The organism is Halomonas kalidii, assembly GCF_030010475.1.
Classification (GTDB): Bacteria; Pseudomonadota; Gammaproteobacteria; order Pseudomonadales; family Halomonadaceae; genus Halomonas; species Halomonas heilongjiangensis.
The window spans coordinates 208,320-224,405 of record NZ_JASCQN010000041.1 but is presented as its reverse complement, the minus strand read 5'-3'; the positions used below and the strand labels follow the sequence as shown (position 1 = coordinate 224,405).

Annotated in this window: 7 protein-coding genes; 6 read left to right on the top strand and 1 reads right to left on the bottom strand. The window is 69.8% G+C overall.

Going from position 1 to position 16,086, the window contains the following annotated elements; genetic code table 11:
* The first annotated feature begins 4 nt into the window (after positions 1–4).
* The 3 genes from QLQ85_RS13515 (at position 5) to QLQ85_RS13505 (ending at position 6,768) form a co-directional block, all read left to right on the top strand.
* Positions 5–643: a hypothetical protein gene (locus tag QLQ85_RS13515; protein ID WP_282739468.1), complete on the top strand. Its 639-nt coding sequence runs from the start codon at positions 5–7 to the stop codon at positions 641–643.
* Between the two features lie 114 nt (positions 644–757).
* Positions 758–5,293 carry a glutamate synthase large subunit gene (gene gltB, locus QLQ85_RS13510; protein WP_282739467.1) on the top strand — a complete coding sequence of 1,512 codons (4,536 nt, stop codon included), beginning with the start codon at positions 758–760 and terminating at the stop codon, positions 5,291–5,293.
* Positions 5,293–6,768 (top strand): glutamate synthase subunit beta, encoded by a 1,476-nt coding sequence (locus QLQ85_RS13505; protein ID WP_282739466.1) that lies wholly within the window; start codon positions 5,293–5,295, stop codon positions 6,766–6,768. Before gltB ends, QLQ85_RS13505 begins: the two co-directional genes overlap by 1 nt.
* Here QLQ85_RS13505 and QLQ85_RS13500 read toward each other — a convergent pair.
* Positions 6,738–8,717 carry a RecQ family ATP-dependent DNA helicase gene (locus tag QLQ85_RS13500; protein WP_282739465.1) on the bottom strand — a complete coding sequence of 660 codons (1,980 nt, stop codon included), beginning with the start codon at positions 8,715–8,717 and terminating at the stop codon, positions 6,738–6,740. The two genes, QLQ85_RS13505 and QLQ85_RS13500, sit on opposite strands and share 31 nt — an antisense overlap.
* A gap of 107 nt (positions 8,718–8,824) precedes the next feature.
* On the opposite strand from QLQ85_RS13500, the gene QLQ85_RS13495 reads away from it, so the two are divergent.
* Genes QLQ85_RS13495 through QLQ85_RS13485 form a run of 3 tightly spaced genes read left to right on the top strand, consistent with a single transcriptional unit; the run spans position 8,825 to position 16,028 of the window.
* Positions 8,825–10,294, top strand: coding sequence for a hypothetical protein (locus QLQ85_RS13495; RefSeq protein ID WP_282739464.1), 1,470 nt, complete (start codon positions 8,825–8,827; stop codon positions 10,292–10,294).
* Positions 10,291–11,127, top strand: a complete 837-nt coding sequence (locus tag QLQ85_RS13490) for a hypothetical protein (protein ID WP_282739463.1) — start codon at positions 10,291–10,293, stop codon at positions 11,125–11,127. Before QLQ85_RS13495 ends, QLQ85_RS13490 begins: the two co-directional genes overlap by 4 nt.
* The gene (locus QLQ85_RS13485; RefSeq protein WP_282739462.1) at positions 11,124–16,028 is read left to right on the top strand and encodes a hypothetical protein; all 4,905 of its coding nucleotides are present in this window, start codon (positions 11,124–11,126) and stop codon (positions 16,026–16,028) included. Before QLQ85_RS13490 ends, QLQ85_RS13485 begins: the two co-directional genes overlap by 4 nt.
* The last annotated feature ends 58 nt before the right edge of the window (positions 16,029–16,086 follow it).

Below are 16,086 nucleotides of genomic sequence, written 5' to 3'. Positions count from 1 at the left end.
TTCGATGGCACACGGTGCGCACCGGCGTCTCCCCCAGGATCGCCTGCCCCTCTGGCTGAAGCTGGCGTTCACGGCCTGGATCCTCGGCTGGGCGCCGACCTTCGCCATGCTGCTCGGCACCCAGAACTATTTCTGGCTCTGCAACCTGGCCAATTTCCTGATTCTGGTGGGACTGTGGCGGGAGAACCGCCTGCTGCTCTCCATGCAGTGGCTGGCGGTGGCCCTGGTGGGCAGCCTCTGGGCGGTGGACGTGGGCACCGCCTGGCTGACCGGCGTGCATCCCATCGGCGGCACCGAGTACATGTTCGACCCCGGGCAGCCGCCGTTGACCCGCATGATGTCGCTCTACCACCTGATCCTGCCGCCGGTGACCGGCTTCGCGATCTGGCGGCTCGGCTACGATCGCCGGGCGCTGCTGTGGCAGACGGCGCTGACCTGGGTCGTGGTGCCGCTGACCTATGTCTTCACCGACCCCGAGCGCAATATCAACTGGGTGCATGGCCCCTTCGGCCAGCCCCAGGAGATGCTCGACCCGCTGCTCTATCTGGCGGGTCTGACGCTGCTCTGGCCGCTCGCGATCTATCTGCCGGTGCATCTGCTGATGATCGGCCTGCAGCATTGGCGCGTCCGCCATCGCCATTGAGCCTGCCGCGTTCGCCCCCGGCACGCGCGAGTCGGTCTCGGGTCTTCTGCTATCGTCTGAGTTTGTGCCTAGTATGTGAAAGGTGCAAAGCCACCCGGCAGGGGTAACGACACCATGCGATACCCGGCAGGCAAATCCAGCAAGGCACGCCTTGACCCTCATGCCGGCTACGCCAGCTGCGGCGTTGGCGCGGTGGTCAACATGCGTGGCGAGGCGACGCATGGGCTGATCGAGGACGGTCTGCGCATGCTGTGCAACCTCGATCACCGCGGGGCGCGCGGCGCCGAGGAAAGCACCGGTGACGGTGCCGGCATGCTGTTGCAGGTGCCGCACCGCTTTTTCGCTGCCGCCATCCCCGGCCTCCCCCGTGCCGGCCGCTATGGCGTCGGCCAACTCTTCCTGCCCCGGGACAAGGCGCAACGCTCCACCATCAAGCGGCTGATGACATCGGTCATCGATACGCTGGGCTATCGGCTGCTCGCCTGGCGTCGCGTGCCCACCGATAACCGCGGCCTGGGGCGAACCGCGCTGGATTCCGAGCCCGTGGTCGAACAGTGCTTCGTGGCCCCCAGGCGGGCCATGTCGCCTGAGGCGTTCGATGTCGGCCTCTACGTGCTGCGCTGCGAAATCCAGAATCGAGTGCGCGAGCAGGAACTCGGCGGCGAGGGTGCCAACCTGTTCTACATCTGTAGCCTGGATCGACGGCGCCTCGTCTACAAGGGTCTGCTGACCTGCGCTCAACTGGCCAGCTACTACCCGGACCTGAGCGATTCGCGGGTGGGGAGTGCGCTGGTGCTGGTGCACTCGCGTTTCTCTACCAACACCCTGGGCGCCTGGGAGTTGGCGCATCCCTATCGCTCCCTGATCCACAATGGCGAGTTCAATACGCTACTCGGCAACGTCAATTGGATGCGGGCCCGGGAACCCCTGCTGGCAAGCGAGCGTTTCGGTGCCGATATCGAACGGATTCGTCCGGTCCTGGCCGAAGACGACCAGAGCGATTCCGCCGACTTCGACCACGTCCTGGAACTGCTGCTGGCCGGTGGACGCTCGCTGCCCCATGCGTTGCGCATGCTGATTCCCGAGGCCTGGGAGCAGGACCCGGCGATGGCCCCGGAACGCCGCGCCTTCTATGACTACCACGCTTCCCTCATGGAGCCGTGGGATGGGCCAGCGCTGGTCGTGGCCACGGATGGCGCCGCGGTGGGGGCGGTCATCGATCGCAACGGCCTGCGTCCCTGTCGCTACTGCCTGACCCGCGACGACAAGCTGATCATGTCCAGCGAGAGCGGCACCCTGGACACCGACTTCGGCGAGATCGTGATGCAGGGACGGCTGCGCCCGGGCCAGCTCTTTTTCGCCGATACCCGCGAGGGGCGCATCGTGCCCGAGGCGGAGGTCTTCCAGCGCCTGACCGCCGCCGCTCCCTATGCCGACTGGCTCGCCCAGCACCGGCTCAAGCTCGCCGATCTGGTCGCTGAGACGGCCGAGCCTGCCATCGCTGCACTCGATCCGGCCACGCTCGCCGCCCATCAATGCGCCTTCGGCTACACGCTCGAGGGCCTGCGCGTGCTGCTGGTGCCGATGGCCGAGTCCGGCAAGGACCCGCTGGGGGCAATGGGCAACGACACCCCGCTGGCGGCCCTGTCGGCGCAGCGCAAGCCGCTGTTCGCCTACTTCCATCAGCTCTTCGCTCAGGTCACCAACCCGCCCCTGGACTACCTGCGCGAGGCGTTGGTCACCTCGCTGAGCGGCTACCTCGGCTATCAGCGCAATCTGTTGGGCGAGACACCCGAGCACTGTCGCCAGTTGCTGATCGAGAGTCCGATCCTTAATGACCGGGAATTTGCGACCGTGGCCGGGCTCGATGGCGACGGGCTGCACGCACGGACGATCGATACCACCTATCCCCCGGGGAGGGGGATGGCCTCGGTCATCGAACGCCTGCGTCGCGACGCCGAAGCCGCCGTCGATGCCGGTGCCACCCTCCTGGTCCTCGACGACCATCGGGTCGGGCCGCAGCGTGTGGCCGTACCCGCGTTGCTGGTGGTCGGTGCCATCCACCATGGCCTGATCCGGGCCGGCAAGCGTAGCCGAGTGTCGCTGGTGTTGCGCAGTGGCGAGCCCTATGCGGTGCACCACTTCTGCACTCTGGTGAGTTATGGCGCCGATGCCGTTTACCCGTGGCTGGCCTACCGCAGCCTCGAGCATCTGCACGCCGAGGGCGCACTCACCGGTGTCGAGAGCAGCGCCGCGGCGCGCCATACCTATCGTCTCGCCATCGAGGACGGCCTGCTCAAGGTCATGGCCAAGATGGGCATTTCCATCCTGGAGAGTTACAAGGGCGCGCAGATCTTCGAGTGCATCGGCCTGGATCAGGCGCTGGTCGATGAGTGTTTTGCCGGCACCCCGGCGCACATCCCCGGGGTCGGGTTGGGCACCATCGAGGACGAGACCGAGCAGGCCCATGCCGTCGCCTACAGCGACCGAATCGCCGGCAACCTGCAACTGTTGCAGGGCGGCGACTTCTACTGGCGGCGCGATGGCGAATGGCACCAGTGGAATCCGCAGTCCATCGGCCATCTGCAACAGGCGGCGCGACACAACGACGCCGGGAGTTACCGGCGTTTCGCCGAACTCATCAATGAGCAGAGCCGGCGTCTACAGACGCTGCGTGGGCTGCTCGACTTCGCTGGCGAGCCGCAGCGCTCGATTCCGCTCGAGCGGGTCGAGCCGGTCGAGGCGATTCTCAAGCGCTTCGGTACCGGCTCGATGTCGTTCGGCGCCCTGTCCCGGGAGGCCCACGAGGTCATGGCGATCGCCATGAATCGCATCGGCGGCAAGGCCGGCAGCGGCGAAGGCGGGGAACAGGTCGAGCGCTTCGGTACCGAGGCCGAGAACTCGATGAAGCAGTGTGCCTCGGGGCGCTTCGGGGTCACCGCGCACTACCTGGCGAGTGCCCGCCAGATCGAGATCAAGATGGCCCAGGGCGCCAAGCCGGGCGAGGGCGGCGAGTTGCCCGGCGGCAAGGTCGATGCGGCGATCGCCGAGGTGCGCTTCACGGTGCCCGGGGTCGGGCTGATCTCGCCGCCGCCGCACCACGATATCTATTCGATCGAGGATCTGGCCCAGTTGATCCACGATCTCAAGTGCGCCAATCCCCAGGCCGAGATCCACGTCAAGCTGGTCTCCAAGGCCAATGTCGGCACCATCGCCGCCGGCGTCGCCAAGGCGCGCGCCGATGCGGTGCTGATCTCCGGTGACGCCGGCGGCACCGGGGCGGCCAAGAAGACGTCGATCAAGCATACCGGGACGCCGTGGGAGCTGGGGCTGGCCGAGACCCACCGGGTGCTGATGGCCAACAACCTGCGCTCGCGCATCACCGTGCGGGTCGACGGTGGCATGAAGACCGGGCGCGATGTGGCGATGGCCGCGCTGCTGGGGGCCGAGGAGTTCGGCTTCGGTACCGCGCCGATGGTCGTGGTCGGTTGCCTGCTGCTGCGCAAGTGCCACTGCAATACCTGTTCGGTCGGCGTGGCGACCCAGGATCCGCGACTGCGCGAACGCTTCGATGGCGAGGCCGAGCACATCATCAACTATCTGCGCTTCGTCGCCGAGGAGTTGCGCGAGATCATGGCCGCGCTGGGCTTCGCGTCGGTCCGCGAGATGGTGGGGCGCGTCGACCGGCTCCGCCCGCGGAAGGTGACGCACCCCCGGGGCATCACGCTGGATCCCGGCGAGTTGCTGGCCCGAGTGGAATCGACCGACGCCCCCTACAAGACACGCGAGCAGAACCACCAGCTCGACGACAAGCTCGATCAACGCCTGATCGCCCAGGCCCGGCGGGCGCTCGAGCATGGCGAGCCGGTGCGTATCGATACCCGGGTATGCAATCGCGATCGCAGCGTCGGCACCTTGCTGTCGTCGATACTGGTCAAGCGCCATGCGCCGAGCATGCCGGCCGACGATACCCTGCGCATCTACCTGCAGGGAACGGCCGGCCAGAGCTTCGGTGCCTTCGTCGCCCGGGGCATCAGCCTGCACCTGACCGGCGGCGCCAACGACTATCTCGGCAAGGGCCTGTCGGGCGGCCGAATCAGCGTGCGCACCCCGCCGGAGGCCGGTTACGCCGCGGCCGACAACGTCATCATCGGCAATGTCGCGCTGTTCGGTGCCACCAGCGGCGAGGCCTACATCAACGGTCTGGCCGGCGAGCGCTTCTGCGTGCGCAATTCCGGCGCCCTGGCCGTGGTCGAGGGCGTCGGCGATCACGGCTGCGAGTACATGACCGGGGGAGTGGCACTGATTCTGGGGCCGTGCGGCAAGAACTTCGCCGCCGGCATGAGTGGTGGCGAGGCCTACCTGCTCGACGAGCAGGGCGACCTGGCCGAGCGGGTCAATGCCGAGCGGGTGGGGCTGGAAACCGTGGAAGACGCGCGTGACATTGCCCTGGTGCAACGCCTGCTGGAAAATCACCATGCCTACACCGGCAGCCATCGCGCCCGGACACTGCTCGATGATTGGCCCGCCACCCTGGCGCGGCTGGTCAAGGTCGTGCCCGAGGCCTATGCCGAGGTGGTGGGGCGTGAGCTGGCCGAGGGGCGGGATATTCGCGTCGCACCGCCGGCCGCGGCCCGGGAGGTGGCCTGATGGACGAGAACCATCCCGACGGGTTTCTCAGGCACCCGCGCGAGCCGATCGGCAAGCGCGACCCGCGCGAGCGCATCGGCGACCATCGCGAGATCTATGCGCCGAGCTGGCGGGAAGATCATCTGCGCCAGCAGGGGGAGCGCTGCATGGATTGCGGCGTGCCGACCTGCATGGGCGGCTGCCCGATCGGCAACCTGATCCCCGAGTGGAACGACCTGGTCTACCGTGGCCGCTGGCGCGAGGCCCTGGCGCGACTGCATGCCACCAACAATTTCCCCGAGTTCACCGGTTATACCTGCCCGGCACCCTGCGAGCCGGCCTGCACGCTGGCCTACAACGCCGATGCCGTGGCCATCAAGAGCCTCGAGCGGGCGATCGTCGACAGGGGCTGGGAGAGGGGCTGGATCCGTCCCGAGCCGCCGGCGCGGCGCAGCGGCAAGCGGGTGGCGGTGGTCGGCAGCGGCCCGGCGGGGCTGGCGTGCGCCCAGCAGCTCAACCGTGCCGGGCATGGGGTCACGGTGTTCGAACGCGACGAGGCGCTCGGCGGGCTGATGACCCTGGGCATCCCCGACTTCAAGTTCGCCAAGCACCAGGTCGCGCGGCGCCTCGACCAGCTGCGCGAGGAGGGCATCGAGTTCCGCACCGGGGTCGAAATAGGCCCTGCGATGTCATTGGCCCAGTTGCGCGAGCGCTTCGATGCGGTGTGTCTGGCTATCGGTGCCCAGCAGCATCGCGAGGTGACGGTGCCGGGGCGCGAGCTGAGGGGAATCCATTTCGGCATGCCCTATCTGACCGCCGAGAATCGTCGTCAGGCGGGCCGCGACAGCCTGGCGATCGATGCCCGGGGCAAGCGAGTGGTGGTACTGGGCGGGGGCGACACCGGTGCCGACTGCGTGGCCACCGCGCATCGCCAGGGCGCACTGGACGTGGCGCAGATCAGCGTCCGCGAGCCGCCGCCGTCGACCCGTCCGGCCGACAACCCCTGGCCGTGGCAGCCGCGTATCTATGAACAGACCTACGCCTTGGAAGAGGGCGGGCGGGCCCTGTTCGCGCTCAACGTCACCGCCTTCGTCGATGACGACGAGGACGGCGTCGTGAATGCGCTGGTCACCGAGCGCGTCAAGTGGACCCTCGATAGCCAGGGACGGCGCAAGGACAAGACGGTGCTCGAGGAGGATATCCGCATCCCCGCCGACCTGGTGCTGATTGCCATCGGCTTCCAGGGGGCCCAGGCCCGGGCATTCGTCGACCAGGGGCTGACGCTTGCCGACAGCGGCGGGTTTGCCACCGACGAGACCATGATGACCGATCTGGATGGGGTCTTCGCCAGCGGCGATGCGCGCCGTGGGGCGTCGCTGGTGGTGTGGGCGATCGGCGAGGGGCGCGACGCGGCACGCCATATCGACACCTACCTGATGGGGACATCGCGGCTGCCGCCGAGCCTTCAGACCCTGACTCCGCCGACCGACGACTGACCTTCCAGCCAACCCCGCACCTCGGCGTAGGGGTAGCCCTCCAGGGCGGCGAAGCCGGGCAACTGCCGCGCCTTGAGGCGGGTGAACAGCGGCGTGGTGATGCCGCACAGGAAGCGCGCCAGCAGGTCGGGGGTGGCGGGGTGACCATCGCCCGCCACGTCGAGGCGCTCGAGCAGGCCACCCAGCAGGGCTTCCGTGTCCTGGCCCTCCAGCGGTGGCAGAGGGGCGGCGGCGGGCAGTCGGGCCGGGTGCCCGCGACACGCGGAGCAGTGGCCGCAGCGCTGGGGGGCGCGATCGTCGCCGAACCACTCGGCGAGTCGCCGGCTCAGGCAGCGGTCGCTCTCGAACAGCGCGAGCATGGCGTGGAGCCGGGCGATCTCGGCCTGCTCCTTCTCGCGGAAGTAGCCGTGCAGCTCGTCGCTGAGCGCTGCCGGGTCGAGGTCGGGGCGCAGCACCTCGTAGACCTCGGTGAGCTGGCGGCTCTGCAGCTCGAGCCAGCCCTTGTCGACGAAGTAGTCCAGGGCGGTGATCACGCGGCTCCGGCCGGTATCCAGGCCGCGCTCCCGGCCGAGTGCCTCCAGCGTCGCGAAGTCGAGCTCGTGCCAGGTACGGGCGCGCCTCGCGGCATCCAGGATGGCCTGGACGAAGTCACGCCGCTCGCCCTGGAAGCGCTCGACCAGGGCCTCGGGTTCGCACCGCAGCTTGAAGCGATAGTCGGCGAAATAGGCGTGGCGCGGCTGGATGATGCCGCGCAGCTCGAGCTGCACCAGCAGCGTCTTGAGCGGTAGCGGCCGGATATTGGCGTGCTGCGAGAGGCCGTTGAGCAGCAGCTCCCAGCGCGGACCGGCCGCCTGGAGCTCGTCGATCACCCGGCGGATGCCGTGGGGCTCGGGGGTATCGCCGTAGACGAAGGTCTCCAGCACGCCCAGGGTATCGCGGCCGGCCAGCATCAGGCACTCCGAGGGCAGGCCGTCGCGTCCGGCGCGGCCGATCTCCTGGCTGTAGTTCTCGATCGACTTGGGCAGGTCGAAGTGCACCACCTGGCGGATGTCCGCCTTGTCGATGCCCATGCCGAAGGCGATGGTGGCGACGATGCAGTTCACCTGGCCGGCCATGAAGTCCCGCTGGATGCCCTCGCGGCGCTCGCCGTCGAGTCCGGCGTGGTAGGCGGTGGCGGCGAGGCCCGCCTTGCCCAGGTAGGCGGCCAGGCGCTCGGCGGTCTGCTGCAGGGTCACGTAGACGATGGTGGGGGCGGGGCGGTCGGCCAGCCGGGGGCGCAGCCAGTCGACCAGCGCGCTGGCGCGGCGGGAAGCCTCGATCGGTGCTACCTGGAGGTCGAGGTTGCCGCGGTAGAAGCCGGTGGCAGTGACGTCGGAGGCCCCGATGGCGAAGCGCGCACGCATGTCGTCGATCACCCGCGGGGTGGCCGTGGCGGTGAGCAGCAACACCTGGGGAATGCCGAACTCGCGCTGGTGGTCGGGCAGCTTCAGGTAGTCGGGGCGGAAGTTGTGGCCCCATTCGGAGATGCAGTGGGCCTCGTCGACCACCATCAGCGAGATCGGCACCCGGCGGATGAAGGCGCGGAAACGCTCGTTCTTGAGCCGCTCCACCGAGATCATCAGGATGCGGATCTCGCCGCGGGCGACGCCCTCCATCACCGCCGCCGTCTCCTCGCGGCTCTGGCCGGAGTCGATGCTGGCGGCGCGGATGCCGTGACGCTCGAGGAAGGCGAGCTGGTCCTGCATCAGCGCCAGCAGCGGCGAGATCACCAGCGTCAGGTGAGGCAGGTGCAGGGCGGGCAGCTGGTAGCAGAGCGACTTGCCCGAGCCGGTGGGGAAGATCGCCGCCGCCGAACGGCCGGCCACCACCGCCTCGATCACCGGCCGCTGGCCGGGGCGAAAATCATCGTAGCCGAAGACCTGCTGTAATGTCCGGTCGATCCCGTGCATGCTGACGCTCCCTGTCGTCCCGTCCGTCACAGGGTACACCCTCGTGGGCCCCATGACCCGATGCGCCAGCCTTGGCATAATGCCCCTTTTGTCCTCAGGGAAGATCCATGACCGCCTGGAGCAAACTGCTGGTCGCCACCACGCGGCTGATCGACCTGCACGACAGCGGCCACGAGCCGGGCTCGCCCTTCGTGCAGGTCAACCAGGAGCAGCGCCGTGGCCTGCGCGACGGCTACTGGCTCGATCTCGGCTGCCTGCTGCTCGACTACCTGCTCGACCTGGACTTCGCCACCAACAGTGCTTTCGTCTCCCAGGCGCGCTGCCTGAACCATCTGCGCGAGACCTATCCCGAGCTGCCCCATGACGACCTGGTCTTCGTCATCAATCTGCTCTCCACACCCAGCGAGCTTCACTTTCGTCAGCCTTCCCCGCTACCGGACGAGGCGGAAGATGCCGACGAGTCGGCGGCCAGGGCCCGGCGCAGCACCAAGCGCACCGCACTGATCGAGAAGCAGGGCCAGACCGGCCAGGTGCGCCTGACCCCCAGCGGGCGCCAGGCGGTGACGCTGGCCAGCCAGGTCGAGGACCTGCTCTACTCCGAGTACGACGCCGCCAAGGTGCTGGCGGCCCTGGCCCGCGGCGACTTCGCCCGCATCCCCGACATCACCAACCAGATCCTGCTGGCGATCCGCGCCCTGACCCAGGAACTGCGCCGGGTGCGCGAGAACCCCACCCGCGAGGGCAAGCTCAGCGCGCTGCTCGACAACGAGCGCCACTATCACAACGCGCTCTCCAGCATCCAGCAGACGCTGCTCGACGCCCGGGCCCAGCTGGCGACCCCGCGGCTGATGGAGCGCTTCGACGCCTGGCGGGAGGCGCAGCCCGACGACTGGGACCTGCGCGTGCTCTCGGGAGCCATCGGCCGCGTGCTCACCGCCATCGAGAACCTGTCGCGGCGGCTCTCGGAGCTGCTCGCCGACATCGCCGAGGGGCGCATCCAGGCCATGGGGGTAGTCGACTTCCAGGACCTGGCCCGGCTCCTGCTGGCCTCGCCCCCGGCACCACGCCTGCAGGCCGCGCTGGTGGCCCGGATGATGCCGCTGCACGCCCAGGCCTGCTTCCCGCGGGTCGCTCCGCTCGTGCCCCTGCTGGAGAGTCGTCGCGCCGAGACCGGCCACGCCGCGCTGGTGTTCGACGAGCAGCACGACGCCAAGCCGGAAGCCCCGCTGCTCGCGCGCTTCCTCGAGGCCCGCGGCCCAGCGCTTCGCCAGCGTATCCAACGTGCGCCACTGTCACTGCCCGAGGCCCTGGAAGAGGGCTGGCACCGCTTCGAGGAGGGCGACTGCCTGGCCCAATTGCTCAACACCTTCGTCGACACCGAGCTGCTCGATCCGGGGCTGACGGTGGGCATCGACGCCACACCGTTCGAGCTCGAGCTCGACGACGGCCGCCGCATCGAAGGGGCCGTGACCCCGGCCATCGGCTTCTTTTTACAGGCGCCCGAGGCCGCGCCGCTTCCTCAGGCAATCGACCCAAATATCGCGACTTCGCGAATCGATCAGGACGAGCCCGTATGAACATGACCGAGATGGGCGAGGTGGTCGCCTACCTGCTGCGCTACCGCAGCGCCGAGCGTGCCCCCGGCGGGGGGCGCAAGCGTCGCGCCGCCCGTGAGGGGCAGCTCTCCGAGCGCGACGTCTGCGCGCTGATCGACGACGCCAGCGACCCCGAGCGCGAGGCGCTGCGCGATTTCCTCGCCGGCCAGGGGCTGCGCCTCAAGGCCTTCGAATCCGGCGACTATCCCGGCATCGCCCCGGGGTCGCGCTACTACGCCCTGCTGCCGGACCCGGAACTGGAACAGCCACCGCTCTACACCCGCGAGCCGGTGTTCGAGGCGCTCAAGCTGCGCCAGGAGAGCCGCGCCGAGCTGGCCCAGTGGTACCTGCAGCTGTGGCTGCTGATGCACACGCTGCTCTACACCCGCTACAACCGCGCGCTCTCCGATGTCAGCCGCTACCAGGAGGCCACCTTCGCCGGGGCGGAACTGGTCGAGCTGATGCGTGACCAGCTCGAGTCGCTGCGCACCCTGGGCGAGGAGGCGCCCGAGACCAGCCGGGTCCTGCTCGAGGAGCGCGGCGAGGACATCAGCCGCCGGGTGCGCGCCTTCATCGAGCTGCAGGTGCGCGCCGGGCTGCTGGAAAGCCTGCGTGACGGCGAGGTCGGTGCGAACGCCGAGGAGAGCGGCGGCGAGGTGTGGCAGCAGACCCTGCTCGGGGCGCTGGAGAGCGAGCAGATCGGCATCCACCAGCTCGGCCACCTGCAGGCCCTGGCCCAGGGCCGCGTGTCGAGCCGGCATGCGGACGAGGCGCTTGACGCGCCCATCGACGAGCACGAGGAGACCCAGGCATGAGCGTGATCCACCGCATCGAGGTCGCCAACCTGCTCAACAAGCACGGCGACGTGGCCTCGCCCTGGGACGCCAAGATGCGCCACCTGCTGCTCGACCTGCGTGGCCAGTCGAGCGCCATCAGCATGGAGAACGGCTTCGGCAAGACCACGCTCGCCGAGGCGCTGATCGGCCTGCTGTCGCGGGACCGCACCCTGCTCTCGCGCACCCGGCGCAAGTGCTCGCCCTCGGCGGTGGGTGGCGCGGCGCGCAGCTGGAGCCACCTGCGGGTGGAGTTCCGCTCGCGCAGCGGGCTCGAGCGCCAGGATGACATGCTCGCCGTCGCCGGCGAGGAGGTCGCCGGCGAGACCTTCGTGTTCGGCTTCTACGGCTACAGCGACGGCAGCGGGCTCTCCTTCTACCACTACGCCGGGCGTCTCGAGGAGGTGCCGGTGCACCACCTCACCCTCGACGGCAAGCTGGCGCTCTACGCCAACCGCGACGTCAAGACCGCCATGGCCGAGCGTGGCGTGCGCCTGACCCACAACCGCGAGGAGTGGCTCGAAGCGGTGGGCGCCCACGTGTCGCGCCGCGAGCTGGCCCAGCTCGCCGCCTTCCAGAAGGAGGGCGGCGCCGACAAGAGCCAGATCTTCAACGCCATCAAGCCCCGTGCCGGCGAGAAGGCCGACCAGGCGTTCTTCTTCGAGGTGCTGGCCCCCGAGATCCTTTCCGGCGCCACCCGCGGCGAGACCGACGAGAGCGAGGAGCTGATCGAGGAGGTGATCCTCAACTCCGGCACCAACATCACCGAGCTGCGTCACCGCCTGGAGGAGGCCGAGAGCGACCAGCGCCGCGCCAGCGACAAGGTGGGGCGGCTGGCCGAGCTGCGCGAGCAGGGCGCATCGCTGTGCGACGCCCGCACCCGCCTGGAGGAGCTCGACCAGGGGCTGGCGGCCAGCGAGGCCCTGTTGGGCGGCCAGGCGCTGCTGGGGCTGCCGGGGCTGCCCCGCGCGGTGCATGACCAGGCGGCCGAGGAGCGCGCTGCCGCCCCCATCGAGGGCTTCGCCTGGATCGCCGGCGATACCGCGAGGCCGCGGGTCTCCACCTGGTTGCTGGCGCGTCTCAGCGGCATGTCCGAACGGGCCGTGCGCCAGGCACTTTCCGAGCGCGGCGCCCGGGTCGACGTGCATCGGCGCCTGATCCACCTGCCCGAGGCGGAGTGGCCTTCGAGCCGCGATGTGGGGCACCTGAGCTTCAAGGCGGCCCGCGAGTGGCTGGGCGAAAGCCGCGCCTTCAGCGACGACGCGACTCGCTACCGGGCCCTTGCCGCCCTGGACGAGGGCGCCGACGCCTTCGAGGCGGCCGACGGCAACCGCTTCCGCGAGGAGGTGATCGGCGATGGCGTCTATCTCGAGGAGCTGACCCGTGAACTCGCCGACCTGGATGAGCGCCGCGATGGCCTGGAACAGCAGCGCGACCGGCTCGACTCCCAGCAGCGCGACTTCGTCGACAACCAGAGCTTCTATACCCAGGCGCTCGCCGAGGGGTTGTTCAGCGAAGCCGAGCTGGAGACCCCCGAGGCCAGCGCCGAGGCGGCCAGGGCCGAGGCGGCAAGTGATCGTGCTGCGCTCAACGCGCACCTGGGGCGCATCGGCGAGCTGAAGCAGGTCGCCGCCTGGCATGACGCCTTTCGCCGCGAGTGCCCCGATACCGCACCGGCCGAGCGGCTCGAGGAGAAGCTCGAGCGCGAGGCCGAGCTGACCGAGGCACTCGACGCGCTGACGCATCGCCGCGACGAGGTCGCTACCGCCTGCGAGGCCGCCCGCACCGAGCGCGAGCGGCTCAACGGCGAGCGCGAGCGCCTGACCGGCGAGCAGGGACTGCTGGCCCGCGGGCAGGCGCCCTGGCGCGCCTTCGTGGAAGGCTGGCCGGGCGAGGAGGTCAGCGGCTTCTGGTCGCGGCGCAGGACGGCGCTCGCCGAGCTGGAAACCAGTTGCCGCGAGGCCGAGCAACGCCGCCAGGAGGCCGAGCGCACCCTGGCGCGGCTGGCGCCGCTGGCCGAGGCCGCCCGCCGCTATGGCGAGCTGCACGGCGACGACGAGCCGGTGCACCTGCGGGCACGACTGCGCGAGCGTGAGCGCGAGCTGAGCAACGAACGCCAGCGGCTGACGGAAGAAGAGGGCCGCCTGCGCACGCTGCACCGGGCGCGACTCGACTTCGCCGAGCGCAGCGAGCTCGCCCCCGAGAAATGGCTGGCCGATGCCCGGCGCCGCTATCCGCGGCTGCTGCGCGAGGCCGAGACGCTGGAAGCCGACATCGCCGCCCGCGACCGCTACCTGGCGAGCCTCTCCGGCGACCCCCTGGAGCGACGCGGGGTGGAGGCCGCGGCGCATCGTCACCTGGACGACGCCGGCATCGCCTGGCAGCCGTTGCATGCCGTGCTCAACGGTGATGACGTTGCCCTGGAGCGGCGCCGGGAGTGGCTGGTGCAGGCCGCCGGCGTGCTGTTCGCCCCGGTGGTGGCGGGGCCCGCGGCGGCCGAGTCCGCCGTCGCCGCGCTGATCGAGGCGGGCCTGGCGGTTCCGGTGTTCGAGGCCGAAGCCCTCGCCGGGCTGCTGGCCCGAGGCAAGCCACCGCTGGGCGCCGTGCAGGGCATCGAGACCCTGGCGGTGAAGGCTGCGCTGGATCCCCGCTTCCTGGAGGCGCTGCGCGAGAGTACCGAGAAGCGACAGGCGGCCGACCTCGAGCGGCGCAAGGCGCTGGCGGCGGAGTGTGCGCGGCTCGATCCCCATGGGGAGTCGTTCGCCCTGGCACTGCGTGCCAGCGAGGCCGACGAGGTGCAGGTCGAGGTGGCGCTGGAGGCGCTGGCCGAACAGCAGGCGGCGCTGGCCGAGCGCGAGGCCGCCCTGGCTCCGCGGCTCACCGACACCGCGCTCGCCTGCATCGACGACTACCAGCGCTACCTGCAGGAGGGCGGCGAGTTCGCTCGGCAGGAGGCCGCCGAGGCGCGCCTCGAGGCCGAGACGGCGCTTGCCGAACTTGTGCCGGCACGCGAGCGGGCGGCCCGCGAGCTGGAGGCGCATGGCGCGACCTGGCTGGCTGCCGAGCAGTTCAGCGATGCCGGCGGCGTCGAGCGGCTGCAGGCGCTGGAGGCGCGCCTCGCCGACCTCGAGCGCCACCTGGCCGAGGCTACTGCCAGGCTCGCCAGCGCCGAGGCGGAGAAGGAGACGCTGGCGCGCAAAGTGGCCGAGACCGAGGCCCGGCTGCGCGGTATCTTCGCCGACGGCGAGCGCGATCGCCTGCGCGCCCTGGCGAGCTTCGAGGCCGACGGCGGCGTCGAATTCATGGCCGGCGCGGCCGAGGTGCAGGCCAAGCTGGAAGCGGCGCAGGCCCGCGCAACGAAGCGTGCCGACTTCGATTTCACCCGCATCCGCGCCTACCTGGAGGTGCGCGATGCCGGCGGCGGCAGCCAGAAGCTCGAGCGCGAGATCGCCCGGGTCAAGCGCGAACTCGGCGAACTGCGCGACAAGCGCAAGGCGCGCTCGGCGGAGCGCGATGCGCTGGAAGCGCGCCTGGCCGAGCAGCGCCATGCCCTGGTCTGCAGCGACCAGCTGGCGGTGGAGTGGCTGCGGATGCTGCGCGAGCTTCCCGAGGGCTGGCCGCGCCGCCTGGCGGCACTGGTCGAGCTCGATGAGGCCAGCCGCTGGCCCAGCGACGATGCCGAGCACGAGGCGCGCAACGACGCGCTCGATGCCTGGCGGGCCATGGCCGGCGAGCAGAGCGAACTCGATATCGAGGCACTGGAAATGTGCCAGCAGACCCTGGTCGATGCCCTGGGCGAACTCAACCTGGGCGAGCGGGCGCGCAATCGCGAACGCCAGGCCCGGCAGGTGGAGGCCGGTGAGCGCAAGCTGGCCGAGGCATTGGCCGAGGCGGCCCACAGTCGGCTGTTCAGCGACACCGAGCGCGCCCGCCTGGGTGGCCTGAGTCATTCCAGCTCGACCCAGGCCAGCGCCGAGGCGCTGGACGATCTCTCCTTGCTGTATGACCAGCTCGCCGGTCAGCTCGACGACCATCGCATGCGGGTCGAGCGGCTGCACGCCTCCCGCGAGCAGATCGAGGGCACGCTGGTGGAGCGGCTCGGTTCGATCATTTCGGATGCCGCCGGCAACCTCGACATCCTCAAGCGCGTGGCCAAGAGCAGCGGCGAGGGTGGCGCCTTCTTCGAGGTCAAGGCCTCGCTGATCGGCCCCGACCCGCTGCGCGAGCTGATCGTCACGCTGCTGGCCGACATCGACGAGCACCAGGCCGCCATGCGCCGCCGCGCCGAGCGCGACGGCGGCATGGTCGACGGTGAGGCGCGCCGGCGTGACGACGACCTGCTGCGCCAGATCCGCCGGCGCATCTACCGCGGGCTGTTCCACGACGTGGCGATCCGCCTCAAGCACGATGCCATCCGTCCCCACGGCCGGCTCTTCTCGCTCAACGAGGAGATGTCGGAAGGCCAGCGTGAGGCGGTCTCGCTGATGTGGCTGGTCAAGCTCTCGGAGTTCGCCATCGAGCGGGAGCTGGGCGAACTGCCGGGTCATCACAAGCGTCGTGCCAGAGCCAGTCGAGAGAGCGTGATCCTGCTCGACGGCCTGTTCTCCAAGCTTTCCCATCGGCGGCTGATCCAGGATTCGCTGGAGTCGCTGCGCAACACCCGCGGGCGCTTCCAGATGATCGGCCTGATCCACAACCCCAACTACGAGAACGACCCCGACATCTTCCCCACCTACCTGGTGGGCAGCGTGATCGGCGGCGTGCAGGGGCAGGGCGGCCACGTGATGGTGCGCGACGGCCGCATCACCGCCCCGGAAACGCTGGGCCGCAGCCAGGGCGAGGCCAGCCTGTTCGGCGTCCACGTCGGCGAGCCGGTGACGTAGGAAGCGGTGACGGCCGCTACACTTCGGGTACTACGCCATCTGTTCAGGCGGCATTCCG